Origin of the sequence: Pseudarthrobacter sp. P1 (genome assembly GCF_050156935.1) — a bacterium.
In the GTDB taxonomy this organism is placed as follows: domain Bacteria; phylum Actinomycetota; class Actinomycetes; order Actinomycetales; family Micrococcaceae; genus Specibacter.
In genome coordinates this window covers 929,117-952,764 of sequence record NZ_CP189584.1, presented here as the reverse complement: position 1 = coordinate 952,764, position 23,648 = coordinate 929,117, and the positions used below count along the sequence as shown (strand labels likewise).

Genomic DNA, 23,648 nt, shown 5'->3' with positions numbered 1-23,648 from the left:
GAATTGTTTAGAGCACGGTCACGGTGAACGTGCCCGGACGCGGCAGCGGAGCCGCCCCGGGCAAAGGGATGTTGGCCGGGGCTGTGGTTACTTCGGCCACGCCCGGGGCCGCAGCGATCTTGGCCACCATCGCGTACTGGCCCACCACCGGCGCCCAGTCCCACCGGGTGGGGTCCAGCCATGCGGTCAGGGCAGCGGTTACGGATGCCTGGACCTGTACCGCTGTAAACCCCGCAGCGGCCCGCACTGTCACTGCGGCGTCCACGGTGGTGTAGGCCGGGTCGATCACATGGACCTGCAAGGACGCCAACGCCTGGGCCTTGAGCGCGGCGGCGAGGGCCGTCGACGCCGGCGCTTCCAGCGGATCCCCGGCAGCGTCGGTGACGGCGACGGTGACATGCCCGGGAGCAGTCGCCTCCGGGCTGGCAGGATCGAACAAGTTCAGCACCCGGGCACGCCCCACCACGGGGTCAGCGATGGCCGCGTACTGGAAGTGCTCCGGCAACACCAGGGTCGTCGTCAGCCGCGACAGCAGGGCCGCCGCCCGGGAGTGGAAACTCACATCGGACTCGACACCAGTGCCCTGGGAAACCGCCGTGGCCAGGACCACGGTTTCGATGAACGGCAGGACGCCCACGACGTCAACGGTCATGCCGGATGGCAGGCCGTTGGCTTGGACACCCGGTACTGCGGCAACGATATTCACCTCGCCCACCAACGTTTCGGAGGTGATCAGTTGCAGGGGTTCCGTCGTGAGGAAGTCCACTGTTTCGCCGGTGGTTTCCAGCGTGTAGCGCAGGCGGGTGCCGGCCGGGATCGTCTGGATCGGGTTGCCGTTGGTCACGGTGAACCGGACCCTGCCCTTGGCCGGGCTGCCCTGGTCCCGGGCCACCCCGTACAGTGTCATGAGCTGTTCGACAACCTGCCCTGGGAGCATCTGCACGGCGAGCACGTTCACGCCCAGAATCAGGGCCATGGACTCCAGCAACACCATCTCCGTGTTCCCGGCGCGTGGCTGCCACTGCGGGAGCGCAGCCTGCGCATAGGTCACGGCGGCGGCGACCAGGTCCGGTTCGGTACCGTAGCGGAGCAGCCGGAGATTCTCGTATTCTGGCGCGTCAATGGGCTGGTCGGTCATCGCTGGTTGGTCTCCATCGTGTCGTCGGATCGTTGCCACCGGATCGCCGCCACGGCCTGCAAATCATTGAGGGGTTCTTGCGCGATCGAGGTGATGGTCACCCCGGCCGGCCCGTGCTCGTCCAATGCCACCTGCACATCGCCCGGGTGCAGTCCGGAGAAGGCGGGGTCGGGGATGCCGAAGGCCGGGGTCATGGGGCGTTCGCCCAGCAGGGTGAGGGTGAGGACGGCGATGGCTTCGTCTATCTCACGGTCGGTCCCGTGTCCGGCCACAGCAATATGGCCTTGCCGGTCGACCCGGAAAGGAAACGATATTACGCCGTCAGCCATGCCCCCAGTGTGGTGGGGGCATGGCTGACAGTGGGGGAAGGGGCGCTAGTTGGCCTTGGGCAGGGTTTCCTCGACGGCGCGATGCTCCGGCTCATCATCGGCTGCCGGCTGCTGGCCGCGCTGTTCAAGTACCGTCGCCCACCATCGCATGATCGTGGTGTAGGCCAGCTGCTGGGCGCCGTAAACGCCGAGGATTACCCCGAGCGTGTCCGCCCCGGTTTGGAATGCCCCGGTGGAGATCGCGTAGCCGAGACCGATGACGACCGAGACGACGACCGGCACAGCCACCTTGGCCACCTTCGACCAGGACGGGTCCTTCACCCAGGCAATGGCCAGCGGCGAGGCCACAGTCAGCAGGGCAGTGATGACGAGTGCGAGCTGATCCATCAGGATGCCATCCTTTTGGCGAGTTCGTCGGCAACCTGCTGGGCAATCCCGGAGGGGATCGCGGAGGCAATGTCCTTCGCAGGCAGGGCCGCGAGGGCGGTCTTGATGCTGGAGACGGTGGCCGCCCGGTCAGCATCAGCGTAGGAGAGGAACAGGCCCAGGGACGTGTCCCCCGTCCCGCCGGCACGCGGTACTGCCTTCGCGAGCGTCTTGCCCGGCGTCTCGTTGACGGCGCCGGCAATGTTGTCGAGCATGCCGATGATGGTCTGGACCTTGCCGAGGGTGGTCTCGAGCTTGGCGCGGTCTTCGGGGGTCATGTCATCCTCCTGGATGGGGTCGATTGCGTTGGATTGGCCACTGATGGTCGGAGCGGGTCCGATCCATCGCAGGTAGCCGTAGAGGTAGGTTTTGGGCCAGTCGTGGATGCGGGCCGGGGATCCGTGCTGGCCGCCGCTGGTGTCCTCAAACCCGTCGCCGAGCCCGTTGAGTTCCAGCACCCGGATGTTGGCGCCCAGGTCGGCGACGATCATGAAGATGTGGCCGACACCGTTGCCGAAGAAGGCCCTGTTCATGATGCCGATGTCGCCCGGGTAGGTGGACTGGTCCGGGGTGATCGCGTCCCAGTAGTTCCACAGGTTGAGGCCCGGCTGGGAGTTGAGTTCCCAGACGCTGGCGGCATCCGGGGTGGGCAGGTTGTCGGTGAATCCGAGTCGGTAGCGGATCCAGATCCACAGATCCATGCACTGGTAGCCGTAGCGGCCGTCAACGTTCAACGTTCGGCCGGCCAGGTCGACCAGCCTGCCGTTGCAGTTCGCTATCGCATAGTCGGCGAAGCGTGCCATGGCCGCTTTGTCATAGCTCATCGGTTGCTCCTTTCAGGGGTTGGGTAGGTGTTGAAGTCGGTCCGGAGTCGGGCCGTTTCCTGGGCCTGCTCGGCGATCTGGGCGCGCAGTGCCCGGTCCTCGCCATGCAGCAGCCCCAGGTCTTTGCGGGTGGCCAAGTTGTCCTCCCGGATGCCTTGGATGTCCTTGCGGTGCTCGCCAAGGATGCGGGCCTGCTCGACCAAGGTGCGGGCCTGCTCGTCGAGCTTCTTGCCATGGGATTCCTGGGTTGTGGCGACGGCTTCCACGGCGGTCATGACGTCGTCCAGCCGGTCCGAAACACTGGTGGGGCGGTTGTTGATGCTGTTCTCGGTCTTCTTCGATAGCCGGTGGGCTTCGGACGCGTCGACCTTTGTGGCGGCCATGTCCACCTTTGTGGCCGAAATGTCCTTTTTCATCCGGCCCGTGTCGAAGGTCTGCTTCCCGAGCATGCCCAGAACGGCCAGCATGATCGCGCCGACGGTGGAGATCAGGGCAATGATCACTTCATCGCTCACAAGGGCGCTCCTGTTCTGGGTTGGTGTGTTGGGCTACCACTGGACGGCCACCCACGTGATTTCGGTGTCGGCGGGGGAGGCGACAGTGGTCCAGTTGGACCCGGTCAGTGTGGCGCCAGTCGTGGTGACAGAGGCGTAGGAGCAGCTCACGCGGGAGTTGTTGGAGCTGAGCAGGACATCAGGAGCCGTGGTGAACCGGCCGGCCGGGAAGGTGATGCTTTTCGGCCCGGTCCCGCCGCCGGCACTGATCTGCCCTGTGGTGATGACGCCGCGCGCCATCGCCGTGGGAAGTTTCGCCACCTGGGCGTCGACGTAGGTCTTGTTGGCGACGTCGGAGCCGCCGGAGGGGGCCGCGGCTTGGAAGCGTCCGTTGGTGTCCGTCATCATGAGTGTGGACGGCGCCGACGAGGACGACGCGGAGTCGAGCTTTTTCTTATCGACTGCCGAGAGGGCGCCGGCCGCTGTCTGCGTGGCGGCGGGGAGCCGGGCTGGGGCGAAGGTTCCCGTGGTGGTGTCGGCAGCCGCATGCGTATGGTCGGCGTCCGCCTTGGTCGCCACCTGGGTGTCCACGTAGTCTTTGCGGGTCAGATGGTCAACGGCGCTGGGCTGGTCCACGGCCGTGACCCGGCGGAACGCCGTATCGCCGCCCGAAGTGCGCATGACTACCGTACTCCCCGTGTTCAGTGCGGTTGCCGCGTCCAGTTTCGCCTTGTCGGCTGGGCTCATGGCCCCCTGCACGGACCCGGTGGCTGCAGGGAGCCGGGCTGCCGGGACGGTACCCGAGGTCAGGTCGGACCCGTCATGATTGTGGTCAGCCAAGGCGCGGGTGCCAACCTGCCCGTCCACGTAGGACTTGTTGGCGGCGTCCGCTGCCGCTGACGGGGCGGCGATCTGAGTGCGCCCGTTCGCATCCAGCATGACGAGCGTATTGGCCGTCGGTGTTGAACTGGCCGCGTCGAGCTTCTTCTTGTCCACCGCGGACAGGGCGCCGGCGGCTGTTTGGGTGGCTGCTGGGAGCCGGGCTGCGGCCAGCACGCCCGTCGTCACATCCCCGGCATCATGGGCGTGGGTCGACAGGGCGCGAGTGCCTACTTGGCCGTCCACATAGGACTTAGGGGCGATGTCCGCCGCAACGGCCGGGGCAGCAACCTGGGCCCGGCCCGCGGCATCAAGCCTGACCAGCGTCAATGGTGTGGCGGCCGCCGATGCCTCGTCGAGCTTCTTCTTATCTGCTACCGAGAGGGCTCCGGCGACTGTCTGCGTGGCGAGGGCCAGATTGTGGGTGTGGTCGGCGCGGGCCGCCCGCACAGAGACGCCCTCGACCGCCGTACCAGCAACCACCACGGCCGAACCCGGTCCGCCGCCGCCGTTGGGGTTCAGATCAACCCATGCGGCGCCGTCGTCAAAGTACAGGCGCTTACCCGTGGTGTCGTAGAAGAACCGGTTCGCGATACCCGCGCCCGGTCGGGCAACAAGGTCGCCCTTCTGCGCGATCGCCACGAACTGCTCGAGAATGTCCTGCCCGGCGTTGAACGAGGCCCGGTCAGGGTGTTCGTCGCTACCGTCCGTATACTTTTTCAGCCCGAGCCGCGGGGTCGTTTCAACAGCCATACCCGCACCATCGCCCGTACAGGCACCGGTGTGGGGGAGGGGCTAGGTGGCGGCCAACACGATCAGATCATCCAAGCGGCCCTCGATGGCGCCGATGATCACCGACGCCCCCACTGAGGGGGCCGGGCCCACACACGGCAGCGGCCCGGCCTCGGCATTGCCAAGCAGGCGCGGGATGAGCACCCAGGCGCGCCCGTCCTGCACGAGGGTGACGGTTCCGCGCCAGAGCGCCGGCACCTGGTTCGACCCGCCTTGTGGGGTGCGGTTGCTGCTACGCATCATGTCCTGCAATGCACTCACGGTTCTGCCTTCCAGTATTGGGCCCCGGGAATCTGCCAGGCCGCCACGTAGCGGCCGGGCTCGGGGGTGCGGATGATCGCCAGGGATTCCCCAGCGGATTCGATGACGGCGCCGCGGCCCGCGGTCAGGCCCACCCGGCCATCAGCCAAGACGACGATGGCGCCACGCCCCCACGGCGCTGCCGCCGGTGCCCCGTCCCGGGCTGCGACGGCAGCCAGTGCCGTATCGGTCAAGGGCAGGTAGATGCCGTGGGCGGCGCACGCGATTCCGACCGCCTCAGCAACGTGCAGCACCGGCCTCTGCCCGGCCGCCGGGTCCATGTCGCGTTGCCGGCCCGTCTCGTAGACGCTGACAGCTAGCGGCAGCACCCTGGCCAGTATCCCGTCGGCCCATGCACTCACGCCGTCACCTCCACGTCGTGGGTCGCAAGTAGCCTTGCAGCCCGTCCTTGCCCAGCGTCATGATGTGGGCCGGGCCGGGATTCTGCGACAGGGTTTTGAGGCTGCCGCCCAAATCTTCGAGCACGATGGCCACATGCCCGTACCCGCCACCCCACGCTGGCCCCCAACAGGCGACGTCGCCCTTCTGCGCGGGCGCGGAGGCACTGATCTGCGTGTACGAGGCCAGGGCCGTGGGGCTGGTGTACCAGTCCTTGCCGTTGCCGAAGACATTGCCGCCACCGATGGCCTGGAGCGTGTAGTGCGCGACCAAATCGACGCACTGGCCGCCGTTGGCGCCGTCGATGTCGACCGTTTGCCCGTTCACCGTGTTGACGTACCTGTCCACAGCCGCCGCCAACCCCGCCGGCGCGCCACCAGATGCAGCGGCACTGCCCGCCGACGCGGCGGGGGCGGGGGTGTCCTTAGGCTGCGGTGCCGGATCCAGCGGACGAACACAATCGACCCTCACCTCGCCGGCACGGTGCAGCGGAAACCCGACCGCCGTGGCAATCCACGTGCCGCGCATGGGCCCCGCACCGGTGCCGGAGAGAATGACGGGGTCCCCGGGCCGGATCGTGTCAGCATCGGCAGAGACCAGCCGGAACGTGATGGTTTCCCGCGGCGCCGAACTGCCACGATTGCTGTAGACGGGCATGCCCGCCAGCCCGGCACTGTAGTTGTCCCAGCTGCTCCACACCAGCGACCAGTACCGTTGCCCGGGCCGCTGGACCAGCCACGACGGCTTGGCAAACACCAGAATGGACCCGTATTCGAACACCCAACAGCCGACCTCCGTGGCGAGGGCCGTAATCACATCCCAGGTGGAGTCGGACGTTTGCCCGTCGGGCTTGGCCCGGACAATCAATTTGCTCCCGAGGCCGGGTTGGATGATGGTGTCCATGCCCGCCTCGGTGGCCCGGTCGCCCACCCACGCGGACACGTCCGCGGTGCCCCAGTTCGCGGCGCCCGTCTGGGCCCGCAACGCGGTGACATACTTCGACGGGGCCTTGACTTCCATGACCGGGCCGAGCGGGCCGGGCCGCACGCCCACGTCCTGAACCGTACCGACCCAGCCCCCATAGGTGACCGTCGCGCCCTGGGAGAGCATCCCGGACCGGAAAACCCGCAGGTCCGGGTCGTCGTTGAACGAGAACGCGAGCTCTGTGACCTGCGACGTGGACGCCGACAACGACGCCGCCGCACACGATTCGACCAGATCGGCGCTCAGGCTCTCGCCGATGACCTTCACGCCCAGCAGCCGGGAACCTTCCAAGGTGGTTGCCATGGCCCTATCCCGGAATCTGAAAAACTTGGCCGGGAAAGATCAGGTTCGGGTTGCCAATAATGCCGGCGTTCAGCTGGAAAATTTCCGGCCACCGCACCCCATTGCCCAAATACCGGGCGGCAATGCCCCACAGCGTGTCGCCGGAGACCACCTGGTGGGTGCGCAGCACGGGCGCCTTCGCAGGCTGCGCCACCGGCGCCTTCGGAACGGGCCGGGCTTTGGCCAGGTTCGCCGTCACATCGACGGCCTCCTTAAGCTGCCACGACACGGTCGCACGCGAGGGCTGGTTGTTTTCGGCCCGCTGTGTGACCTCGATCTGCAGGTCGCGGATGTGCCACCAGCACGCGTCCTCAAACTCGGTGGATCCGCCGGTGAAGCGAACCCGGTCGCCGGCAGCATTGGTGCGCCGCAACCAGGCCAGCGCCCCGTCGAGCGGCTGGGCCCAGTCATCGGAGGCAACGACTTGGGCGAATGAGAGGGTGCGCAGCCCGGGCGCGGTCATCCGGGTCAACGTCTTCAACCCCTCGCGGGGCAGTTCCCCGAATTCGGGGTTTTCCGAGTAGGAGAACGCGGGCGGGGTGGAATTGAGCACGCATTTGCCGCCGCGAGTGTTGACCACAACCATGGCCTTGCCGGTCCGCAGGGCTGGGACGATGACTTTCACAACCATCAGTAGCTCTTCCTGTTGATCTCTTCGAAAACTTCGATGATGGCGTCTTTCAGGTCGTCCCGGCCGGCGGGGGTGAGCTCGCCGTCGCGTGCCTCGACGATGACTTGGACTGCGCCTTCGGAGATGGTCACTTGGGTGGTGTGTGAGCTGTTCGTGCTGTAGGAGTCGCCACCGCTGCCGCTGCTGTACACGCCCAGTCCGGGGGTGACGGCGCCACCCGCCGCATGGATCACGGGGGACGGGCCGACGAGGGCGGAGATGGTGGCGCGGGCTGGCCCGGCGCCGGGGGTGCGCCCACCGGAGTACAGGTGGTTCAGGGCCATGAAGTTTGCCGGGCCGATGGCGCGCACCAGTTCGGGCACGGCCACCCCCTCACCCTTGGAGAGCAGGGCGGGGATGGTGTCTTTGCCGGGCGCGTAGCCGGGGAGGATGCCGCCGCCGGAGAACACGGCACCGCCGCTGGCACCGCCGCTGGCCCCGGGCATGACGCCTTGGCCGTTGCCGTCCTTTTTGATGCCGAGCCAGTCCTGGATGCCGCCCAACGGGTTGTTGGCGAATTCGCCGATTTTGCCCAGCACGTCCCCGATGACGTCGGCCACCAGCTGGAAGGCTGCCCGGATTCCGTCGATGACGGGTTGGAGCTTGTCCTGCACGAAGGACATGAAGGTCTGGAAGTTCGTGACCAGCCCGTCGATGTAGCCTTTGACCCCGTCGATGGCGCCGCCGATGACGTCGGAGAACCATTTGCCCACCGCATCAATCACCGGTTGCAGGGTGTTATTCCACCAGTCCACGAGCCCTTGGAAGGCGCCGACCCACAGGTCGATGTAGGGCTTGATGATGGTGTCGTAGATCCAGGAAATGACGGAGCCGATGAAGTCGCCCACGGCCTGCAAGGCAGGGAGCAGGGTGTTATTCCACCAGTCCACGAGCCCCTGGAAGGCGCCCACCACGAGATCCACCACCGGTTTGATGACCGTCGCGTAAATCCACGTCATCACCGTGTTGATGAAGTCCCCCACGGCCTGGAGGGCGGGCATGAGCACGCCGTTCCAGAAATCGACGACCATGTGGAAGGCGCCGACCCACAGGTCGATGTAGGGCTTGATGATGGTGTCGTAAATCCAGGTGAAGATGTCGGAGAACCATTTGCCCAGATTTTGGAGGGCAGGCAACAGGACGCCGTTCCACAGGTCCACAATTTTCAGGAAAATGGCCACCACGATGGTGGCAAAGTTCCAGACCAGCCGGCTGACCCAGTCGAACACGGCCGCAAAGACCTTGCCCACGGCGTCGATGATCGGAAACAGCACGCCGTTGTAAAAATCAACCAGCATGCCCCAGCCGTCAACGAAAAATCCGATGAAATCCCGGAACCAATGACCAATCTCGGTGAACACTGTGCCGAAGAAATCGCCGAGTGCGGCCAGGCCGGGCATGACGTTCGTCTGCCAGAACGACACGACGTTATTCCAGGCGCCGACGATCCAGTCGGCGACGTTGCGGGCGGCCTCACCGATCCATTTCAGGGCTGCGTCGACCCCGTCCCGGAACCATTCGACGTTGTTGTAGGCCCAGACGAACCCGGCGACGAGTGCGGCGACGGCCAGCACAATCAGGGCGATGAGCCAAGCGATCGGGCCCATCGCGATCACCCAGGCTGCGGCGATCTTGACGGCCTGAATCGTGGCCTGGGCACCCATCAGCACCCAGCCGGCGACCATGGCCGTCACAGCGATCGAGTGCGCGAACGCGGCCTTCTGCGCGGCGGCTCGGGTCATGGCCCAAGCAGTGACCTGCTGTGCGGCACTTTTGAGTGCTTCGATGCCGAGGGCGACCCAGTGCGGGATCAGGGCCGTGATGATCAGCCCGGCAATGATGCCGATGGGGGCACGCATGTCCCAGAGCCACTGGGCGACTTTCGCGCCCGCGTCCAAGGTGTTGCGCAGAGCCACGCCTAGCCCTTCGAACGTGCCCGCGATGCCAGACGACGTGATTTCTTCGCCGCCGTCTTTGACAGCGGCGAAGAACGCGCGGATCGACCCGAGGCCTTCATCAAAGATTTTCAGGGCCGGGCCAGACAAGCCGAGGGCCTTGCCGATGTCGTTGTTCGTTCCACCACTGGCAAGGACTGCCTGCGCGGCCGAGACCTTGTCCAGGAAGCCGGAAATCCCGGACACAGCGGAGAGGGCCTTGAGCCGGGCAGCGGTGAATGCCGGGGCGAGGAACGTGCCGATTTTCGCGGACAGGTTTTCCGATTCGGCAGCCAGGGTCTTGGCGACGTTGGCGGTGGAGTCTGAGGTGCGCGCGAAGTCGCCTTGCGCGTCGGCGGTCTGCTTGTAGATCAGCGCCTGCACGGCAAGGATCTTCTGCTGCGGGGTCAGGGCATCCTTGGTGGTCGCGATCAGCCCCTGCCGGAGCGCTTCGTCACGCATGGCGACGTCGTCGATCATCACACCATAGGCGCGGATTGGTTCCGTTTCGCCGCGGAGGGCCGCCCCGATCGCCTCGATGCTCTGCTCAACAGTGGTGCCCTTGAAGGAGGCCATGTCACCGGCCAGGCCGGTCAGGCCGGTGGAGAATTGCGCCAGCCCCGCCCCGGACAACCCTGCGGCCTTGCCGTAGGTGCCGTACGTGTTCGCGGCGTTGATCACCTGCTGTTCGGACAGGCCCAGTGTCGCGCCCGCCGTTTTCGACTGGGCAATAATGGAGCCCATCGAGTCGCCGAACACGACCCCGGCCGCGGCGGTCGAGTCCTCCAGCTCGGAGAACGCGTTGACGGCCTCGTTGGCGCGGGAGGCGAGCTCCCGGATGCCCAGAGCGGCGATCACCCCGCCGAACAGGCCCTTGAGCTTCCCGGAGAGGCCGGACATTTTGGTGGTCATGCCCTCCGAGACGCCTTCACCGGCCGCCTCGCCTGCGTCCCGCCCGGCGGACATGAACCGGCCCCGCTCGTCCCGGATCCGGCCGGCGGCCGCGGCGACGGCGGCGGAGGTCCGCCCGGAGGCCGTCCCTGCCGCCGTCGCCATGGCGGCCATGTCCCGGCCGACCCCGGTGGCGGATCCGGAGATCCGGCGGCCCGCAGCGGTGAAGGCCTCCGCCGATGCGCTGCCGCCCTGCTGCATGATGCGCTGCGTCCGGGTCATCACATTGCCCGAGTTGTCCAGGGACTGCATGATCTGGGTTTGTGCCGTGACGGTGGCCCGGGCCTGGGCCTGGGCGCCCTGCTGGACGGTCCGGGTGGTGTCGATGACGCGGCGTTCCAGCGCGGTGAGGGGCGCGGTGGCCTCGTCGCGTAGTTCTGCGGTGAGGACTACGCTTTCGTTGGTGGACACCCCGCCCCTCCTTCTGTTGCTGGTTCAGTGGTTACTTGCGGTCCTGGTTGGCGTTTTCTTTGGCCCGGCGCTTGAGCAGGACATTGGTGGCGGCCAGTCGGACAGCTTTATGGGTGGGGTCCGTTTCGTGGAGCACGGCCACCGGGTCCATGCGGAGCTCGTGGGCGATGGTCACGGCGTCCCGGAACCGGGGGTCGTTCTCCAGCCATGCCGCTAGGCGTTGGTAGGGTCCAGCTGGGTGGCCTCTTCCCCGTACCCGGCCTGCGTGTAGAGGGCGTTGCCCATGGCGATCAGCTTCCCGTCACCGATGAACAGTCGGGCCGCGTCCACGGCGGACGTGGACGCCGGGAACATGGCCCGGAACTCGATGGAACCGAAGACCAGGTTGTCGCCGTCACCGTCCAAGACGGCCTCGTCGTTCTTGAAGATGCCGGTATTGCGCTCCACGAGCGGCTGGCCGGAGAAAATGATGGGGTCAGCGTCGACGGCATTCTTCTTCTTGCCCTGGGCGTTCTTCTGGTACCGCTTGAAGTCGGTGGATTCGATGGTGGTGGTGAATTCGGCGGACCAGCCGGGCCGGTTGTCGATGGCGTAGCGGACGGTTTCGGTGATTTCCTTGCCCGCTTCGGCGGCGAGCTCGTCCAGCAGCGACAGGCGGACCGGCTTGGCCTCAGAGGCGGGGGTGGCATGGTGCACGATGGCCGGGCTGGAGTCGCTGGCGGCGGGGGTTCCGAAGATGGTGTCAGTCATGGTGGTCCTCATTGGCTCGGGGATGCCGCTGGCCGTGTGCCGGGGCGTACCCACAGAATCGCCACGCCCCGGGGATGGGTGTGGGACGGGTGACGTGTTGGCGCTTTAGGCAGGCCGAACGAGAGGTCACACCGCCCCACACGGGGTTTTCCCCGCCACGGTTGAGCCAATCAAACCGTGGCGGGGAAGCTGTTAGGCCGGGCCGTTATTCGCGAACGTCAGCGTCACCTCGGACGCATCAGCGGACGCGGCGTCCGTGTCCGGCTCCTTCAACCCGATCAGCCGGCAGCCCGGAAACGTGATCGGCTTGCCAACCTTGGTGAAGTCCGCGTCGGTGGGCTGCTTCGTCACCGTGGTGTTGTGCCGGCCCACCACCTTGCGCAGCTTGTTGATCCAGGGCTGGTCCACGACGGGGTCGTAGGTGCGGACCAGGGCAATGTCCTCAAATTCTGGCTTGCCGGTCAGGAACCGGGCGGTTTTGGATCCGCCGGTGTAGTCGCGGTTGTAGGAGGCGGTGGACCCGCCGCCGGAGAAGGTCCGCCACGTGCCCGGGATGCCGGCGACAGTGACCAGAAATTCGCTCTTGGTGGAGATCATGGTTCAAACCTTTCTTAGAGGGCTGCCGCGAGGGCGACCTTGACGATTTCGACCTTGATCAGGGCCGCGGTCGGGGACAGGCGCACGCTGATGTCGGCGATGACCGTGTTCAAGGCGCCCGTGTCGAGGGTGTTGTTGGTGGTGTCGACCCGGACCAAGTAGCCGGGGTCGATCTCTTCGCCGTCGTCGGTGCGCGGGTAGAAGCCGCCCGCGGTGGCCACCGGTGCCAGAACCGATTCGATAGCGGACTCAACATGGCTCAGCAGCCAGCCGCGCCCGTCCAGGGTCGCGAACACGTACGGTTCCAGGGCGGCCTTGACCTGCACGGTCAGGTTGTTCAGCACGTCCCGGGCCGAGAGCAGTGCCAGGTTGTCACGGTCGGCCGCCAGCGAGGTCCAGTTGTACAGGCGCACCCGCCCGTTGGTGGTGACGATCCCGTTGACGAGACCTTCGGAGAGGGCGTTGTTCTTCTCGACGTTCACGGGGGTGACGGTGCCGATGACCCACTGGGTGCGGGCCCGGTCGCCGGCGGGGACCTGCCAGAACCCGGTCTCCTTGAACGCGCGGGCGCGCACGGCGCCGATGTAGCCTTCGGGGCTGATGGTGCGGGTGCCGGAGCCGTCCGGGATGATCAGGTGCGGGTAGAAAAGGGCCCCGTAGGATCCGTTCACGTCGGCATTCAGGGCGGCCGCCTCCACAAGTGCCTCATCCGTCGTCGAGGTTGCGGAGGTGGCCAATAGGGCAGCCTTGTTGGCCCCTGCGGCATGGGCCAGGAGTGCGGTGCCGATGATGTCTGCACTGAAACCGGGCGCGGCCACGGCGCCGCCGGCAGCGGCCTCCTCAGCGGTGGCCAGGGCCGTGATGACCGCGGCTGCGTTGACGCCGGCACGGTCGTCCGTGCCGGCGGACAGTGCGGTTGCGGTGAGCGCGACGGGGTTCGCGGCAGGGCCTGCGGAAGCCGAGCCCAGGTCGGTGACCTTGATGGACGTGTTCGCGGTCGAGGCCGAGACGAGTTCCGCCACGGATTCCAGGTTGCGGAACACGGCGACCGGGCTGCTGCCGTCAAGGACAGTCACGCTGAACATATCCCCGGCGTCGGAGGTGACGGTGACGCTCAGCCCGGTGGAGTAGGCGCCGGGGTTCACGGCCTCCAGTTTCGCCGTGTCCACGGCCAGGGAGTCCTTGAGCACCAGGAATCCCTTGGTCGCGGCGGGGCCGACGGCGCGGGAGACGACGAGCTGGGAGCCGCCTTCTTCGAAGAACAGCCGTGCCGTGTCGTACATGGTCGTTGCGTAGGCGGTGCGGGCCCCGTACCGGGCCTCGTACTGGGCCAGGGAGGCCACGGACAGGGACGTGGTGGCCGGGCCGCGTTCGGTCAGGCCGCCAATGTGGAGCAGCCCGGTGGGCGCCCCGGTGTTGGAGGGCCCGGACCGCAGCCCGGTGGTTACTTCGACGCCAATATTGGCCATGGTTATGCTCCGCTCTCAGGTGCGTCGGTGGTCTTGGTGGGTTTGCGGGTCCGGACCGGTGCCGATGGGGGTTCGTCCGGTGCCGGTGCTGGCGGGAGGTCCGGGAGGATCAGGGCCCCGCTGACGAGGAGCCGGGCGGTCACCGGGTCCTCCGGGTCTGCCAGGGCGCTGGTGAACCCGGGCAGCACGTTTCCGGCCCGGGTGAAAACAACCTCATGCGGGCCGGGATTGTGGACCCTTCGCTTCTCGCTCATACCCGCACCATGGCCGGGGACCGTGGGGGCGTGTGGGACGGGCATGGTGTCGGTCAACCTGCCCCGGTCAGCCCAGTGCCGGGTGCACGACGGGGGCCAGCTCGGTGGGGTCTTGGCTGATGTGCCCGGTGAGGCGTTCCGTCGTGGCGATTTCAATCTCCAGATACGCGCCGGCGAGCAGCTGCCCTGTCCCGTCGGACGCGAGTTCGCTGAAGGACTCGCGCAGGTAGGTCGAGTCCACCACGGCGGACTCGGAGCCGTCGTCGTGGAGGATCTTGCGGGAGAGCAGGGTCATGCGCAGGGCCAGGAGCAGCCGCTTGCGCAGCAGCTCCGTGGGCCCGTAGTCGGTACCGGTGTTGTAGATCATCAGTTTGACCCGGTACCGGAACCTGTACTCGTCGTATGCCCCGTTGGCCCCGGTCTGCCGGGTGGACTGGTTGATGCCCGTCCCGTCTTGGACGATCATGACCGCCGGGTAGTGGCCGATCGCTACGACGTCGACGTCGTTGGCGTGGATGTCCTCCACCGCCGGGGTTGGGATCCCGTCCGGGCCCAGGCCGAGGCTTTCGGACAGGGCGGCGATCATGGGCGGGTAGTCGGCGCATACCCGCCCCCACAGGGCACGGATGACGCCTTCGTGGCCGAGCATCAGATCCTCGCCTCCCCTTTGACGATCCATGAGTGCAGGATCTTCGCGAACACTTTCGTGTCCTCCTTGGTGGTTTTTCCGAAGAGGGGCCGGGCGGGCATGTTCTTGGTCCCGTTCTGGTGGTAGGGGGCGTAGTCGACGCCGGTGCCGATGACCATTTTCGTGTCGGTGATTTCGTCGATGCCGAAGGGGCGGTCCGTGAGGGATTCGCGCAGGTCCCCGGTGCGTTCGAGGACGCCGCGGCCAGGAAAATGGTGTGCCTTCCACGTCGCATAGGCGGGGGAGAGGGGCGCCCACCCGCCGGAGCCGTAGGCGCCGTGGCTGAAGAACTGTTTCTTGTTGATCAGGGCTTGGTGGTCGGCCATCGCCTCGAACGCCGGGGAAGCGTTGGCGAGCTGTTGCCGGAACCGGTCTAGGACCAGCACGAATGCGTCCGCTCCGGGGGTGTTGATGGTCAGTTGTGCCATGGGCTCACCACACCATGTCGTCGGTGAACCGGGCCGCGGGGAACGCGGCGACAATGGTGCCCGCGCCCACCGGTGCCGGGGCGGCCGCGGCCTCGTCCACCCACTCGTGCAGGACGGTTTCGAGCGCGGCAAGCCCGGACTGGTACCGGTTCCACAGCTCGGCCGAGTAGGACGCCTGGTCGTTGATCCCGGCCTTCATCGGGAACGCCGCGGCGACGAAGTAGGAGCCGGCACCGTTGGTTACCACGGTGGCCGCGGCGGCTCCGATCCGGGACTGTGCGTCGTCACCAGTGAGGGCGGAGCGGGCGCGCAGGCGCAGGTCGACTTCGGCCGAGACCTGGACGATCCATTTGAGGATGTCCGCCTCGGTGATCTTCTTCCCAGCCCCGAAGGCCGGGTCGGCGGGTGTCTGGGTGTTGGTGGTCCCGATGTGGGGTGCCAGCGCGGCCACGTCGGCCACGGTGACACCCCACGTCAGCGGCTGGGAATCAGCCATGGGTTAGGCCGTCCTGCCCAGTGCGCCGAGCCGTACACCGCGGGCAATGACAGCCTCGGTGGCGTGAACGGTTTGGCCCTGGTAGGCCTGCATGGTGCGACCGCCCACCCGTGCTTGGAACACGCTGAACGCCACCACGCCAGCCACCAGCGGCTGGTCGCCGTCGGGCCAGTGGACGCCGATGCCGTTGGCCACGACCTCAACCACGGGCGCGGAGGTTTCGGGAAGTGGTTCGGGCGCACCGGTCAGTGCGGCCAAAGCGGCCAGCCGGTCCACTATCGGCCTGGTGTGCTCGCTGCCGGCCACGGCGCCCATAACCTCCGTGAGTAGGTCCACGGTGCTGCTGTCGCCCTGCAGCCCGTCGGCGTTGGCCTCACTCTCGGCCACACCGGTCAGGGGAAGAACATCTTCTGCGGGGGATGCGGCGGCACCCGCCCCACCAGCATCAGCCAGTGGAGCGGGTACCACGGGTGCCCCGCCACGCTTGACGGCCATGATCCTAGGCGTCGAAGCCGGAGATCTCAGTCACGGCCTTCGGGTCCGTGATGATCGGGACAATGGAACGCCAGCCCTGAATGTACACGCGCTGGTTCTTCGGCTCGTCGTACACGTTGGTCTTCACACCGCCCTCCTCATCACGGACGGAGCCGGCCTGGCCACGATCCAGGACGTACAGCTTGCCCTGGGCGACAGCGGCCGACTTGATCCACTCAACCCCGCACAGGCCCGACAGGTCACCGGACAGCACCGGGTTCAGGTCCTTCGATTCGCGCGGCAGCTGCTCACGGATCGACTTGACACCGAGCAGGTACTTCTGCGCGTCCATCGGGTTGATCAGGACCAGGTTCGCCGAATATCCCATCTCCGCGTCGTCGATCTTGGCCTTGCCCAGGAAAATATCCGCCAGCGCATCCACATCAGGATCATCCCAGCCACCGGAGGAGGTGACCTTGTTGATGTTGGCGTTGCCGACCAGGGCATTGACGCAGACCTTGTTGACGCGCTTGATGATCAGGTTCGTCAGGTACTTGATGCGCTTGTCGAGCGTGTCGGTCTCATTTCGACGGCGCGCCTCGAAGGTCATCCACGTGTCGCCACCGTACTTGGCGACCTTGTCGGCCTTTTCCTCTTCTTCGGGCAGGTCCACGCCGGGGAAGTTCGCTCCAGGGGCGATGACTTCCACGTCGCGGGCGCCGTCTTCGGGCAGGCCGAGCAGCTCGGAGTAGACAACGGCACCGCCCTTGGCATCGCCCTGCGCGAAGCCATAGTCGGCGATGGTCTTGTCCTTCGTCAGGTCGCGGATGACGCGCTCGACGCGGGAGGGGTTGTTCAGGAAGTCGGCGACGTTGATGGCCACGTTTCCAGCTGGGTAATTTCCCACTATGTTTCTCTCAGTCTCTCGGGGGTTTCAGGGGCCGGGTTAGACGGACAGCCGGATGGGAGCGTCAGTGTTGATCGCGGCGTCGGCAACAGCCACACCGACCACGACGTCACCGGTGGTGACCTTCATGGCCACACCGTCCGTGCCGGCGGCGATCTGGTCGCCGGCAGCAATGGCTTCACCGGCGGTCACGGGGACAACACCGTCGGTCTCGACCGTGACCGGCACACCGGCGGTCTGGTCGTGGGCGGCGACGCCCGCGATGGCCAGTTTCGCGGTGGCCTTGGCGATCTTCGGGGCGCCGCCCTTGCCGCCGGTGGCGTACTTCACGAAGCGCTTCCCGGTGACATCGACGGTGGGGGTGCCGGTGAAGGGCCCGGCGGCGAAGTAGGGGATGGCAGTGTTCTTGGGCATGGCGGGTTCCTTAGCTGATTCCGAAGAGACGGTTTTCCTCGGCCTCGATGGCCTGGGCATGGGCGGTGGCCTGGTCGCCGGACAGGTTGGCCGAGTGGCCGATCTCGATGGTGTTGAAGACCGGTGTGCGGGCCGCGAGGAGGGCGACGGTGGTTTCCTCGGACGAGTCGAGGGCGGTACGCCAGGACGCGGTTTCGGGGCCGGTGAGGCGGCCCTCGGAGAACGCGGTGGCGATGATCTCGTCCCGGCGCTTGTCGATGGCGGCGTCCTCAAGGACCTTGTTGCGGGCGGAGAGGTTCTGCACGCTTTCCTGCAGGTTGGAGAACGCGAGGGCGGACACCTTCACGGAGTCGGTCGGTTCGGTGCCGGAGGCGTTGGTGCCGGCCGCTGCTGCGGCGTCTTCGGCTGTCTTCGCGGCGGTGGCTGCGTCCAAGACGGCCTGGTCGTCTGCATCAGCGGGCAGGCCGAACAGCTCCCGGAGCTTGGCAAGAATATCCACGGTGGTTGTCTCCTTGAATTCGTGTTCACCCCGGGGGGTGCTGTCTGTGTCAGCGTCGGTGGATGCGGCGGTGGCAGGTGGGACGGGCGCCGTGTCTGCCGGGACGGGCGGGCCGAGAGGTTTGAAGGTGCGTTCCTCGGCGACGGGTGTCATTTCGGGGGCGAGGGTGACGGCGCTGCCGCCGTCGATGGTGTAGCCGCGCTGGTAGATGACCCCGTCGGCCCGGTACCAGATGTGGGTGTCGTCGTAGTCCATGACCCACACATCCCAGGCCACCGATTCGGGGCTGTCGGGGGCGTCTTTCAGTGCCGCGACCAGCGCCCCGTCGAGGGCCTCCCTCAGTGCGTTGCCGGTCAGGCCGCCGGGGAACGCGAACTGTGCCGCGGACAGGGCAACCATTTCGTCCACATCACCGGTGCTGAATGCCGCGTGCACATCGCCCAACCCCATGACAGCCGGCGCCGTGGCGCCCAGCAGCGCCAGGGCGGTCAGGACGACCTTGAACGTCTTGACGACCTTCCCGGCCGCGTCGCGCATCTTCACGCCGCGGTAAAACTCCACCGACCGGTTCGGATAGGCCGACGCCAGCTTGCCGGCAAGGTCTTCGGGCATGTTGATGTAGTCGCCGAGCAGGGTCTGGGCGTCCTCGGACAGGTGCAGGTTCCCGACCTGCCCATAGGCGGGTTCACCATCCCATTCGGGGTTGTCGAACCGGTCGTCGAGGTGTCCGATCTTGATGACGGGCAGATCCAGCTCACCGGAGTTGAACGCGTCAACCATTTCGGTCAGGTCGTCCTCGGTGACGGACGCTGTCCCGGTGGACGCATCCCAGGTGCCGACCTTCATTAGCGGCACGTTTTCCACGGTTACGAGTTTCATACCCGCACCATGACCAAACAGTCCAGGCTAGTGGGGGATGGGCCCGTTTTTAGCCAATCTTGAACTGGTAAACGAGCGTTCCGCGACAGCGGGCGCCGCCACGGCAGCTGTCGAAGTAGCCGTGAGGGTAGTCCAGCAGGGCGTCCGCTTCGGTCTCGTATTCTTGCCCGTCAATCTCGCCACAAAGATCGCAGGTAGCACCGTCGAGCAGTTCGCTGGCCCAAATAATGTCGATGGGCAGCTGGTTGGCGGTGTCGGTGCGTCCGGTGCCGCCGGCGTGGTGGATGCCTTGCTTGACGACGTCGGTGGCGCCGTCGGTGCTGACGTTGGCGGCGGCCTGGGTGATGGTGTCGCGGGTGATTGTCTCGGCGCCGGGAGTAAGGACTTCTTTCGCGGTGGTGTGGGTGAGGCGGGGCCAATGGTAGGCGACCGAGGCAGCCGCATCGCCCCGGTACAGGCCCGCCGGGACCTTGGGCGGGGCGGGGAGGCTAGTGACGCCTTGCCGTGCGGCTTCGCCGAGGACAATTTTCCCGGCTGTGGCGTGAACCCGGGCCAAGATCGTGGCGAGCTTCCCCACGGCCGATTTCACCGCCCGCCGCACCGGGCGTGGCTGGGCCGCTGCCAGGCCCAGGAACACGTCGGCGGCCGCCTCCACCGTGTACGTGCGCCCCGCCCGGAACGCACCAACAATTGAGGCGACCATGACGCCGTCAAGCCAGGTGAAAACATCCTCCACCTCGGAGACGGCTTCCTTCTCGGCATCATCGAGCTCTGCGAACCGGACCTGCGCGCCGATCTCGTGCGCGAACAGGGGCCGGATCGCGCCGGGGATGGACAGGCCAGCCTTTACCTCCTCATCAATGACCATCTGCTCCAGCTCCCGCAGGAGGACGTGCTTCTCCGCAGCCCTCAGGAGGTTCTGCACAGCGGGTTCAAGCATCGTTGGTACTCCGCAGGCTCATGTACCGTTCCATGAGCCTGGTGAATTGGGCGTCTGCTGATGCTTGGGCGGGTGCCGTGGCCGGGGTGGCGGGTGCGCCGGGTTCCTTCAAGGCGATGGGCAGCAGTCCGGAGTGGGCGATGGGGTCCAAGCCTGCTGCGACGAGGGCTGCGGCGGGTTCGTAGCCGGCACGGAACAGTGCGGTGGCCGCGGTGACGCGGTCGTTGAGCTCGGCTGGCGACATGCCGTTGGCGGCCGCCTGGACCTGGGCGTCCGGCAGCCCGTACCGGTCCCGCATCCTCGCCTCCAGCGCCTCGTCAGGTTTGACCAGGCCAGCATCGACCAAGAGTTTCAGCGTCTCGGGGGTGACCGGCTCGTTGGAGGCTAGATCGCCCGGGGTGAGGACGGGGTAGGGTTCGTCGGGGCCGAAGTTGAACTCGACGAGGTCGCGGATGACGTGCTCGGTGATGGTTTCGGCGATCAGATCGGCGACGGCCTGCAGGCTGCGAATGAACAGTGTCACGAACGTGTCTCCGAGGGAGCGGGCGCCGTTGTCTTGGCCGAGGTCGAGGAACATGGCCAGGGCTTGGCGGCTGATTTCCTGGTCGTGGTACTTGATCTTGGGCAGCAGGTCGACGGTGGAACCGGTGACGCCCTTGATTTCCACCGTCACACCAACGGGCACGGCGACACCGGAGGTGGCACCGGCGCGCAGGTCTTGGGACGTTTTCGCGGCCACATCCTGAAGTCCCTCGGTGTAGGTGACGACGGGGACGCCCATCCCGTTGCGCTCAGCGATCTGCGCATCCAAGGTGATCATGGTGTCCTTGATTTTCCAGTTCTTGTAAGACTGGCGCAGCATGGACCGGCCCGACCAGTCCGCGCCTTCCTTCTCCAGGACGTAGAAGACGAGGTTCGCCACCGGGATCTTCACATCCGTGGACGCATCGACACCGGTTTGGATGATGTGGTCCAGTCCGCCGTCGGCGCCGACGCCGATGCTCGTCACGGTCTGGGGCAGGCGCGGGGCGAGCTTGCGCAGGTGCACGATCGTGCTTAGCCCGAGGTCTGCCTGTTCCGCCAGTGGTGGGGCGACCTCATAGACCTGTTCGAATGGGGCGAATCCGGCCCATAGGACGCTGCCGAGGATGTCGCGGATGTGCTCGGCCAGCACGATGCCTTGGCGGCGGCGGCGCTGCCGTTTCTGGCCGTCTTTGGACAGGCCCAGTTCGGTCCGGACGAGGGTTTCCACCTCGGGGCGCACGCCTTCGGTGTTCAGGTCCCAGTTCGCGGACTGGATCGGCATCGACATGGCGCGCAGGGTGGAGCTGACGTGCCCGTCGGTGGAACGCATCCGGTCGAAGATGGGAATGCTGGCCGGGAATTTCAGGGCGTCGTTTTGTTCCAGGGACTCCGTGACGAAGCCCTTGTCGGAGGCGATGATTCCGCCGGGCTGCCCGGTCTCGCTGGTGTTCGGTTTCGCTGTGGCCATACCCGCACCATGCCCGGCCCGCGTGCCGGGGTGGGGGACGGGGCCGGTCAGGTGATGGTGAACCGGCGGGCCAACTGCACGTGCAGGGCGGTGTGGAGGTCGCTGACGAGGTGCGCGAAGTCCTCGTTGTAATGGGTGAAATGCTCCGTGGCCGGCTTCCCGATCGTCGGCGACGTCCACCGGTAGGCGACCTGTGCGGCGTGGACGAGCTCGTGCAGGAGCACGTGGGTGTGCAGGTGTGGGTAGCAGTAGCGGATGACGGCTTGGGGCTGCCAGTAGTCGTGGAACGCCTGGGTGACGCCTTCCGTAGTCGGGCTGAGCACGTCGCCGTTGAATGCTTGTGCGGCGGTGAGCATCTGCTCCCGGGTCTCGTAGACGTGCACGGCGATCACCACGCGCTTGTCGTTGGTGCGGGCGGCGATGGTGAAGTGGCGCATCAGAAACCCCCAGGGGACAGGGCCCCGGTCAGTGTTGGCGCCGAGGTCGTGGTGATTTCATCGACCGTGTCGCCGGTGCCACGCTTCCCGGCAAGGTGCGCGAGGGCGTAGCGGCCGGCGTCGTAGATGTGGTCCTCGGCGTGGGTGTTCACGTCGTCAGGGTTGCCTTTCGCGCGGGGGAGGGAGGGGAAGGTGCGGATTAAGTCCCGGCACGTGTCATAGACCAGCAGGCGGGGCAGCCCGTCGCCTTGGACAGCGAGCTTCTCATCAAAGAGACTGGCGCCGAAGATGCGGTTGTTCATGCCCCGGACCGGGCGCTGGCCCAACACTTTTTGGTAGTCGTGCGCCGGGGAGCCGACCGGGGGCGCATCCTTGTCGAGGGATTTGTGCGCGGTGGAGTCGTTGCGGCGCCACATGGCCGGGTCCATGACGACGGGAATGTGGTGGCCGGCATCGCGTTCCCCCGGCGCTTCGGAAGCGAGGATCAGCTGCGCTTGCTGGGTCGCGGTCAGCTCGGTCGCGTACGCCTCCCGGTAGATGACAATGAGCCCGTCGGCGAGACGGGCCATCCACACGGCCGCGAACGGTGCGGAGAAGCCGTAGTCGACACCCACGCAGCGGACGTCACCGAGCATGTGCAGGGGAAGGTCCTCGGGTTTGATGACGTGGATGTTGGCCCGCCACTGGGAGAACCTGACACCATCGAGGATGTCCCAGTTGCCTTCCAGCAATGCTTGGCGCAGAACCGGATCCATCGCTTGGAGCATGCGCCGGTACTGGTCTTGGTCAAGATAGGGGTTGTCCGTCATGAGCGACGGAATGTACTTCCGGGTGAGCGGGTCCGGTTCCTCCGGTGTTGGTGGCGCCTGGAAGAGGATCATGGGCGGGGCGGGGTCGATGAACCGGGCCTTCACCCAGCCGTGGCCGATGCCGCCGGGGTTGGCTGTGGCAATGACGGCAGGGCTGAGGCCCAGCTCGCGCATACGGTCTAGGACTTTGCCGCCGGCCCGGGCACGGGAGAGCAGGTATTTGTACTGGGGTTCAGTGAACTGGGTGAGTTCGTCGAAGGCTACCAGGCCGTACTCGGCGCCCTGGTAGTTGTAGATGTCGTTCTCGTTCTTCAGGTACGCCATTTCCAGGCGGGAGCCGTTGGCGAAGTTCCAGGCGTGGTCCTGCGAGTTGTACCGTGCGACCTGTTTGGGCAGGCGGGGCATGAGTTTCAGGATCAGGGACCGTTTCAGGTCTGGGAAGGTGCGGCGGAACGCGACGACCTGCACGCCGGGGACGAGCAGGCACATGGTGACGAGGGAGCCGAGGAGGAACTCGGACTTGCCACCGCCGGCGGCGCCACCGAAGAGTGTTTCGTCGGCCCCTGATTTGTGGGCTTGGCGTTGCCGGGCGGTGGGTTTGTAGGGGTAGGACCAGGCCTTAGTCGCGGTCACTGGTTACGGTGGTTCCATCGGGCAGCATGTCAGGGTCGACGAGTACGGTGAATGCCGGCCCGGTCGCCTCGATCTTCGTCGGCTGATCGAAGCCGTGCATTTTCGCGAGCCGGTCGTTGACTTTCACGAGCCGGTCAATGGCTTCGAGCTTCAGTTTCCCGTCGCGCTTGACGGCGTCGACGATGCGGGCAATGGCGTCGTCTTCGTCGTCGGGGTCGATGTAGTCCGGGATCGGGTAGGCGCCGTTGATGATGGTCTTGATTTCGTCGAGGGCGAGGTTGAATTGGTCATCCCAGGCGGCCCGGAACTCGTCGGACGCTTCTTTTTGGTTGCGACGGTGCAGCCCCATGACTTGTTTGCAGGCGGCGCCGCGGGACGCGTAGTCGAATTCGTCGGCGATTTGCTGCCAGGACACGTCGGGGTCGTCGGTGCGCCGGCGTAGGGCTGCGGTGTCGCGTTCTTGCGCCGTGAGGGTGGTGGCGCTGGTGATGGAGTTGTTCGGGCGGCGGCTCATGGGCTGATCATGGCTCGGCCGCCGCCCCGGGGGTGGGACGGCTACAAATGGCGAATGGCCACCACCCTGTGCAGGGTGGCGGCCATCTCTTTGCC

At 66.4% G+C, this 23,648-nt stretch carries 28 protein-coding genes; all 28 read right to left on the bottom strand.

What is annotated here, in order from left to right; translation table 11 throughout:
* Nucleotides 1-7 precede the first annotated feature (7 nt).
* The 28 genes from ACQCSX_RS04520 to ACQCSX_RS04385 all read right to left on the bottom strand — a co-directional run bounded on the left by ACQCSX_RS04520 (nucleotide 8) and on the right by ACQCSX_RS04385 (nucleotide 23,553).
* Nucleotides 8-1,138, bottom strand: coding sequence for a baseplate J/gp47 family protein (locus ACQCSX_RS04520; RefSeq protein WP_427017885.1), 1,131 nt, complete (start codon nucleotides 1,136-1,138; stop codon nucleotides 8-10).
* Nucleotides 1,135-1,467, bottom strand: coding sequence for a hypothetical protein (locus ACQCSX_RS04515; RefSeq protein WP_427017884.1), 333 nt, complete (start codon nucleotides 1,465-1,467; stop codon nucleotides 1,135-1,137). The genes ACQCSX_RS04520 and ACQCSX_RS04515 overlap by 4 nt, the downstream gene beginning before the upstream one ends.
* Before the next feature lie 45 nt (nucleotides 1,468-1,512).
* Nucleotides 1,513-1,854, bottom strand: a complete 342-nt coding sequence (locus ACQCSX_RS04510; RefSeq protein ID WP_427017883.1) for a hypothetical protein — start codon at nucleotides 1,852-1,854, stop codon at nucleotides 1,513-1,515.
* Nucleotides 1,854-2,717 (bottom strand): hypothetical protein, encoded by an 864-nt coding sequence (locus ACQCSX_RS04505; RefSeq protein ID WP_427017882.1) that lies wholly within the window; start codon nucleotides 2,715-2,717, stop codon nucleotides 1,854-1,856. The genes ACQCSX_RS04510 and ACQCSX_RS04505 overlap by 1 nt, the downstream gene beginning before the upstream one ends.
* A complete protein-coding gene (locus ACQCSX_RS04500) occupies nucleotides 2,714-3,232 on the bottom strand; it encodes a hypothetical protein (RefSeq protein ID WP_427017881.1) in 519 nt (172 codons plus the stop codon). Before ACQCSX_RS04500 ends, ACQCSX_RS04505 begins: the two co-directional genes overlap by 4 nt.
* 33 nt (nucleotides 3,233-3,265) lie before the next feature.
* On the bottom strand, nucleotides 3,266-4,843 hold the full coding sequence (locus tag ACQCSX_RS04495; protein WP_427017880.1) for a hypothetical protein: 1,578 nt from the start codon (nucleotides 4,841-4,843) through the stop codon (nucleotides 3,266-3,268).
* Between the two features lie 42 nt (nucleotides 4,844-4,885).
* On the bottom strand, nucleotides 4,886-5,143 hold the full coding sequence (locus tag ACQCSX_RS04490; protein WP_427017879.1) for a hypothetical protein: 258 nt from the start codon (nucleotides 5,141-5,143) through the stop codon (nucleotides 4,886-4,888).
* Nucleotides 5,140-5,544, bottom strand: a complete 405-nt coding sequence (locus tag ACQCSX_RS04485; protein WP_427017878.1) for a hypothetical protein — start codon at nucleotides 5,542-5,544, stop codon at nucleotides 5,140-5,142. The genes ACQCSX_RS04490 and ACQCSX_RS04485 overlap by 4 nt, the downstream gene beginning before the upstream one ends.
* Nucleotides 5,545-5,548: 4 nt before the next feature.
* Nucleotides 5,549-6,868 (bottom strand): CHAP domain-containing protein, encoded by a 1,320-nt coding sequence (locus ACQCSX_RS04480; protein WP_427017877.1) that lies wholly within the window; start codon nucleotides 6,866-6,868, stop codon nucleotides 5,549-5,551.
* Between the two features lie 4 nt (nucleotides 6,869-6,872).
* Complete coding sequence (locus ACQCSX_RS04475; protein WP_427017876.1) at nucleotides 6,873-7,532, bottom strand: LysM peptidoglycan-binding domain-containing protein; 660 nt, start codon at nucleotides 7,530-7,532, stop codon at nucleotides 6,873-6,875.
* A 5-nt stretch (nucleotides 7,533-7,537) separates the two neighbouring features.
* Nucleotides 7,538-10,873 carry a phage tail protein gene (locus tag ACQCSX_RS04470; RefSeq protein WP_427017875.1) on the bottom strand — a complete coding sequence of 1,112 codons (3,336 nt, stop codon included), beginning with the start codon at nucleotides 10,871-10,873 and terminating at the stop codon, nucleotides 7,538-7,540.
* A 31-nt stretch (nucleotides 10,874-10,904) separates the two neighbouring features.
* Entirely contained in the window at nucleotides 10,905-11,048 is a 144-nt protein-coding gene (locus tag ACQCSX_RS04465) for a hypothetical protein (protein WP_427017874.1), read from the bottom strand.
* Between the two features lie 38 nt (nucleotides 11,049-11,086).
* Nucleotides 11,087-11,623, bottom strand: a complete 537-nt coding sequence (locus tag ACQCSX_RS04460; RefSeq protein ID WP_427017873.1) for a hypothetical protein — start codon at nucleotides 11,621-11,623, stop codon at nucleotides 11,087-11,089.
* A 192-nt stretch (nucleotides 11,624-11,815) separates the two neighbouring features.
* The gene (locus tag ACQCSX_RS04455) at nucleotides 11,816-12,220 is read right to left on the bottom strand and encodes a hypothetical protein (protein WP_427017872.1); all 405 of its coding nucleotides are present in this window, start codon (nucleotides 12,218-12,220) and stop codon (nucleotides 11,816-11,818) included.
* A gap of 14 nt (nucleotides 12,221-12,234) precedes the next feature.
* Complete coding sequence (locus tag ACQCSX_RS04450; protein WP_427017871.1) at nucleotides 12,235-13,689, bottom strand: hypothetical protein; 1,455 nt, start codon at nucleotides 13,687-13,689, stop codon at nucleotides 12,235-12,237.
* Between the two features lie 2 nt (nucleotides 13,690-13,691).
* Nucleotides 13,692-13,943 carry a hypothetical protein gene (locus ACQCSX_RS04445; RefSeq protein WP_427017870.1) on the bottom strand — a complete coding sequence of 84 codons (252 nt, stop codon included), beginning with the start codon at nucleotides 13,941-13,943 and terminating at the stop codon, nucleotides 13,692-13,694.
* Between the two features lie 67 nt (nucleotides 13,944-14,010).
* Nucleotides 14,011-14,592 carry a hypothetical protein gene (locus ACQCSX_RS04440; RefSeq protein ID WP_427017869.1) on the bottom strand — a complete coding sequence of 194 codons (582 nt, stop codon included), beginning with the start codon at nucleotides 14,590-14,592 and terminating at the stop codon, nucleotides 14,011-14,013.
* Nucleotides 14,592-15,059, bottom strand: a complete 468-nt coding sequence (locus ACQCSX_RS04435) for a phage virion morphogenesis protein (protein WP_427017868.1) — start codon at nucleotides 15,057-15,059, stop codon at nucleotides 14,592-14,594. The genes ACQCSX_RS04440 and ACQCSX_RS04435 overlap by 1 nt, the downstream gene beginning before the upstream one ends.
* 4 nt (nucleotides 15,060-15,063) lie before the next feature.
* A complete protein-coding gene (locus tag ACQCSX_RS04430) occupies nucleotides 15,064-15,555 on the bottom strand; it encodes a hypothetical protein (RefSeq protein WP_427017867.1) in 492 nt (163 codons plus the stop codon).
* 3 nt (nucleotides 15,556-15,558) lie between these two features.
* Entirely contained in the window at nucleotides 15,559-15,942 is a 384-nt protein-coding gene (locus ACQCSX_RS04425; RefSeq protein ID WP_427017866.1) for a hypothetical protein, read from the bottom strand.
* A 112-nt stretch (nucleotides 15,943-16,054) separates the two neighbouring features.
* Nucleotides 16,055-16,912, bottom strand: coding sequence for a major capsid protein (locus ACQCSX_RS04420; RefSeq protein ID WP_427017865.1), 858 nt, complete (start codon nucleotides 16,910-16,912; stop codon nucleotides 16,055-16,057).
* Between the two features lie 63 nt (nucleotides 16,913-16,975).
* A complete protein-coding gene (locus ACQCSX_RS04415; protein WP_427017864.1) occupies nucleotides 16,976-17,350 on the bottom strand; it encodes a capsid cement protein in 375 nt (124 codons plus the stop codon).
* 10 nt (nucleotides 17,351-17,360) lie between these two features.
* The gene (locus ACQCSX_RS04410; RefSeq protein WP_427017863.1) at nucleotides 17,361-18,728 is read right to left on the bottom strand and encodes a phage protease; all 1,368 of its coding nucleotides are present in this window, start codon (nucleotides 18,726-18,728) and stop codon (nucleotides 17,361-17,363) included.
* Between the two features lie 49 nt (nucleotides 18,729-18,777).
* Nucleotides 18,778-19,668: a hypothetical protein gene (locus ACQCSX_RS04405; RefSeq protein ID WP_427017862.1), complete on the bottom strand. Its 891-nt coding sequence runs from the start codon at nucleotides 19,666-19,668 to the stop codon at nucleotides 18,778-18,780.
* Nucleotides 19,661-21,160: a phage portal protein family protein gene (locus ACQCSX_RS04400; protein WP_427017861.1), complete on the bottom strand. Its 1,500-nt coding sequence runs from the start codon at nucleotides 21,158-21,160 to the stop codon at nucleotides 19,661-19,663. The genes ACQCSX_RS04405 and ACQCSX_RS04400 overlap by 8 nt, the downstream gene beginning before the upstream one ends.
* A 47-nt stretch (nucleotides 21,161-21,207) precedes the next feature.
* Nucleotides 21,208-21,597: a hypothetical protein gene (locus tag ACQCSX_RS04395; RefSeq protein ID WP_427017860.1), complete on the bottom strand. Its 390-nt coding sequence runs from the start codon at nucleotides 21,595-21,597 to the stop codon at nucleotides 21,208-21,210.
* Nucleotides 21,597-23,039, bottom strand: a complete 1,443-nt coding sequence (locus tag ACQCSX_RS04390) for a terminase large subunit domain-containing protein (RefSeq protein WP_427017859.1) — start codon at nucleotides 23,037-23,039, stop codon at nucleotides 21,597-21,599. Before ACQCSX_RS04390 ends, ACQCSX_RS04395 begins: the two co-directional genes overlap by 1 nt.
* Entirely contained in the window at nucleotides 23,026-23,553 is a 528-nt protein-coding gene (locus ACQCSX_RS04385) for a hypothetical protein (protein WP_427017858.1), read from the bottom strand. The genes ACQCSX_RS04390 and ACQCSX_RS04385 overlap by 14 nt, the downstream gene beginning before the upstream one ends.
* Between the last annotated feature and the right edge of the window lie 95 nt (nucleotides 23,554-23,648).

Bases quoted from the DNA above. Each gene is read 5' to 3' on its own strand.
- ACQCSX_RS04520 (WP_427017885.1), bottom strand. From the start codon at position 1,138: ATGACCGACCAGCCCATTGACGCGCCAGAATACGAGAATCTCCGGCTG.
- ACQCSX_RS04515 (WP_427017884.1), bottom strand. From the start codon at position 1,467: ATGGCTGACGGCGTAATATCGTTTCCTTTCCGGGTCGACCGGCAAGGC.
- ACQCSX_RS04510 (WP_427017883.1), bottom strand. From the start codon at position 1,854: ATGGATCAGCTCGCACTCGTCATCACTGCCCTGCTGACTGTGGCCTCG.
- ACQCSX_RS04505 (WP_427017882.1), bottom strand. From the start codon at position 2,717: ATGAGCTATGACAAAGCGGCCATGGCACGCTTCGCCGACTATGCGATA.
- ACQCSX_RS04495 (WP_427017880.1), bottom strand. From the start codon at position 4,843: ATGGCTGTTGAAACGACCCCGCGGCTCGGGCTGAAAAAGTATACGGAC.
- ACQCSX_RS04480 (WP_427017877.1), bottom strand. From the start codon at position 6,868: ATGGCAACCACCTTGGAAGGTTCCCGGCTGCTGGGCGTGAAGGTCATC.
- ACQCSX_RS04460 (WP_427017873.1), bottom strand. From the start codon at position 11,623: ATGACTGACACCATCTTCGGAACCCCCGCCGCCAGCGACTCCAGCCCG.
- ACQCSX_RS04455 (WP_427017872.1), bottom strand. From the start codon at position 12,220: ATGATCTCCACCAAGAGCGAATTTCTGGTCACTGTCGCCGGCATCCCG.
- ACQCSX_RS04450 (WP_427017871.1), bottom strand. From the start codon at position 13,689: ATGGCCAATATTGGCGTCGAAGTAACCACCGGGCTGCGGTCCGGGCCC.
- ACQCSX_RS04445 (WP_427017870.1), bottom strand. From the start codon at position 13,943: ATGAGCGAGAAGCGAAGGGTCCACAATCCCGGCCCGCATGAGGTTGTT.
- ACQCSX_RS04440 (WP_427017869.1), bottom strand. From the start codon at position 14,592: ATGCTCGGCCACGAAGGCGTCATCCGTGCCCTGTGGGGGCGGGTATGC.
- ACQCSX_RS04435 (WP_427017868.1), bottom strand. From the start codon at position 15,059: ATGGCACAACTGACCATCAACACCCCCGGAGCGGACGCATTCGTGCTG.
- ACQCSX_RS04430 (WP_427017867.1), bottom strand. From the start codon at position 15,555: ATGGCTGATTCCCAGCCGCTGACGTGGGGTGTCACCGTGGCCGACGTG.
- ACQCSX_RS04415 (WP_427017864.1), bottom strand. From the start codon at position 17,350: ATGCCCAAGAACACTGCCATCCCCTACTTCGCCGCCGGGCCCTTCACC.
- ACQCSX_RS04410 (WP_427017863.1), bottom strand. From the start codon at position 18,728: ATGAAACTCGTAACCGTGGAAAACGTGCCGCTAATGAAGGTCGGCACC.
- ACQCSX_RS04405 (WP_427017862.1), bottom strand. From the start codon at position 19,668: ATGCTTGAACCCGCTGTGCAGAACCTCCTGAGGGCTGCGGAGAAGCAC.
- ACQCSX_RS04400 (WP_427017861.1), bottom strand. From the start codon at position 21,160: ATGGCCACAGCGAAACCGAACACCAGCGAGACCGGGCAGCCCGGCGGA.
- ACQCSX_RS04395 (WP_427017860.1), bottom strand. From the start codon at position 21,597: ATGCGCCACTTCACCATCGCCGCCCGCACCAACGACAAGCGCGTGGTG.
- ACQCSX_RS04385 (WP_427017858.1), bottom strand. From the start codon at position 23,553: ATGAGCCGCCGCCCGAACAACTCCATCACCAGCGCCACCACCCTCACG.